The organism is uncultured Cetobacterium sp. (assembly GCF_947039425.1).
GTDB lineage: Bacteria > Fusobacteriota > Fusobacteriia > Fusobacteriales > Fusobacteriaceae > Cetobacterium_A.
The window spans coordinates 1-2,933 of record NZ_CAMQYW010000250.1; the positions used below are offsets into that span (position 1 = coordinate 1).

The 2,933-nt window shown below is 29.5% G+C and carries 3 protein-coding genes; 1 reads left to right on the plus strand and 2 read right to left on the minus strand.

Annotation, left to right across the window (positions count from 1 at the left end; genetic code table 11):
• The coding region (locus Q0V09_RS09980) for an OPT/YSL family transporter (RefSeq protein WP_297489128.1) at positions 1 to 877 on the minus strand (877 nt) is incomplete at its 3' end.
• Between the two features lie 536 nt (positions 878 to 1,413).
• Between Q0V09_RS09980 and Q0V09_RS09985 the strand changes: the two genes are divergently transcribed.
• The gene (locus Q0V09_RS09985) at positions 1,414 to 2,742 is read left to right on the plus strand and encodes an APC family permease (protein ID WP_297489131.1); all 1,329 of its coding nucleotides are present in this window, start codon (positions 1,414 to 1,416) and stop codon (positions 2,740 to 2,742) included.
• Positions 2,743 to 2,788: 46 nt separating this feature from the next.
• On the opposite strand, the gene Q0V09_RS09990 is transcribed toward Q0V09_RS09985, so the two are convergent.
• Positions 2,789 to 2,929 carry an oligopeptide/dipeptide ABC transporter ATP-binding protein gene (locus Q0V09_RS09990; protein ID WP_297489134.1) on the minus strand — a complete coding sequence of 47 codons (141 nt, stop codon included), beginning with the start codon at positions 2,927 to 2,929 and terminating at the stop codon, positions 2,789 to 2,791.
• Positions 2,930 to 2,933: the final 4 nt, after the last annotated feature.

The window sequence follows — 2,933 nt, forward strand, 5'->3', positions numbered from 1 at the left end:
TAGATTTAATAAGAGAAATAAATCCACCAGTAGCAACAGCACCAGCACCAATATATCTAAGATAATATGACCATATTTCTATAGATGACATTTGTGAAATAGGGATTGGTCCTGGGAAAATAGCAGTAGTTGAATGTGCACCAATAAATTTAATAATTGGGATAAATCCAAACCAACCAAGAAGAGCTCCTGCAAACATAAATATTGCAACTTCTAATCCAACGATAAATCCAACACCTATAAGAGAGGCAACGGCACTTATACCAAAAGATGTAGAAAGTTTACTAACAGCCCAAATAGGGTCTTCGTTGAATATTCCTAATCCCCCACCTATAAATTTAAAAATACCTCCAGATAAGATACCTTTCATAACAACTTTAAGTCCGTCTCCACCTCTATTAGCATTAATAAGGATTTCAGATACGGCAACTGACTCTGGGAAAATAAGTTTTCCATGTTCTTCAACAATTAAATATTCTCTAAAAGGAACAACGAACATAATTCCTAATAATCCTCCAAGAACTGTTATAATTCCAATTGAAATTGGAGTTAATTGTTTTCCCCAAATAAGAATAGCGGGTAATGTATATATAATACCAGATGCAATAGATTCTCCAACTCCACCCATAGAAGCAACTAAGTTAGCTTCTAAAATACTATTTCTTTTAAAAAGTGCTTTTAATAAACCACTAGCAAGAATAGAACCGGGTATAGCTGCAGCAACAGTAAGACCTGTTTTTAATCCTAAATAAACATTTGCAATGGCAAATACTACTGTAAAAATTATTCCCATAATAAGAGTTACTAGGTTAGCCTCTGGGAGGTCAACACTCATAGGAATGAATGGTTCGAATTGTGGTGCTTTTTCTGTGTTCATGTGATACCTTCCTTAATAAATTAGTTAACAGCATATTAAAGTTAATTAAACTGTACTGTTTTTCATGTAACGTACCATTTTTATAACATGATTAAGGATAAAAATCAATACAAAATATTTTTTTCTGTATATGTGTTTTTAAATAAAACACAACAGGCATAAATTAGAAAATAATGTGCAAAAAAATAAAAAAAGACATTTTTCATGTCTTTTTAAGTTTTTATTTTTATTTGTGATATTTAAATTTTAAAAATAGATGATCTAAACTTCTTAATAAAAGACCAAAAAAAAGTAGAGGAAATAAGTAAAATTTAGCAGAATAGTCGATAATTTTATTGTAATTATTTTTTCTTTCTAACATGTTGTTTTCACCCCTTATTTCATTAACAGAAGAATTATATAATAGTTTTAAATTAAAATCAAGCTATAAATAAAAAACTTGAAAGAGTATTGGAAATATGATAAAATTTAAGTTAAAATAGAACAAAAAAATAGTACTGTAGTACTAAAAAATCCACAAAAAAGGGAGATGTTTAATGGAAGAAAATTTAGAGAAAAGGTATGGATTTTCTGTAGCTTTTTCAATGGTAGTAGGGATAGTTATAGGAATTGGTATATTTTTCAAAGCAAATCAAATTTTAGTAGCAGCAGAATTGAATCCGAAAATAGCAATATTAGCTTGGATTTTAGGAGGAACGATATCGATTTTATCAGGATTAACAGCAGCAGAAGTTGGGGCAGCTATACCAGAAACAGGTGGAATGATAGCTTGGATAAAGAAAATATATGGAGATAAAATTGCTTTTTTAGTTGGATGGGCTCAATTAATTGTATATTTTCCAGCGTTAATAGGTTTGATTTCGTATTATTTTGCAGTTTTTACAGGGAATTTCTTAGGAATAGAAGATGGGAACACTTTCTTTGTAGCTGGAACAGCATTTTCTGCAATAATATTTTTATATAGTATCAATATTTTAACAACAAATGTAGGTGGTAAAATTCAGACATTTGCAACAGCGGCTAAAATGATTCCATTACTTTTAATAACAATATTTGGATTTTTATCTAAAAATAATCCATCAGGAGTTTTTTATATGTCACAACATATGGTAGAAGCAAGTACAAAGTCACCAATTGTTCTACTTGGATTATCTTTAGTTCCTGTAATGTTTGCTTTTGACGGATGGATATATGTTGGAACAATAGCGGGAGATTTAAAAAATGTGAAAAAAGACCTTCCAAGATCAATTATATTAGGAATAGGATTTGTAGCACTGTTTTATGTTCTCTTAAATGTAGCTTTATTAAATGTATTTTCAGCAGAAGAATTAGTAAAGGTAGGGATGTTTGGAGTTGCGACAAAATTATTTGGATCGCTAGGAGCTAAATTTATATTTTTAGGAATTATGATTTCAGCATTTGGTGGTTTAAATGGAATGATATTAGCTTCGACAAGAGTTCCTTATACTTTAGCTATTGAAGGACATTTACCAAAGAAAGAATTTATAGGGAAGATAGATGAAAAACATAAACAACCAATTAACTCATCATTAATTATGTTGTGTTTATCAATAATTTATTTAATAACAATGATTGTAACTGGAAAACCAGATGTATTTGGAGATATTCCAGTGGCACTATTTTGGTTATTTTATTGTTTAATATTTTTAGGTTTATTTATTTTGAGAAAAAGAGAGCCTAATTTAGAAAGACCATATAAAGTACCATTATATCCAGTTGTTCCATTGCTTGCTTTAATAGGAGGAGCTTCAATATTTATATATGCAGCAATTAATGCACCTATGTATATGGGAATATCATTAGCTTTAACATTAACAGGATTATTTGTATATAGAAAAAAATAAGAAAAAATAAATACCCCTCTCTTGTGTTAGTAAGAGAGGGTTATTTTTATTTTATAAAATGGCAAGCACAAGCATAATCATCTTTTAAATTTATTAATTTAGGAGTTTCTTCTGCACAAATATCTTTACTTAGGCTACATCTAGTTCTAAAGGCACAACCAGATGGTGGATTTAATGGACTTGGAATCTCT

What these genes read in the sequence shown, in the direction of transcription:
- Q0V09_RS09985 (WP_297489131.1), top strand. Translation starts at nt 1,414, where the DNA reads ATGGAAGAAAATTTAGAGAAAAGGTATGGATTTTCTGTAGCTTTTTCA.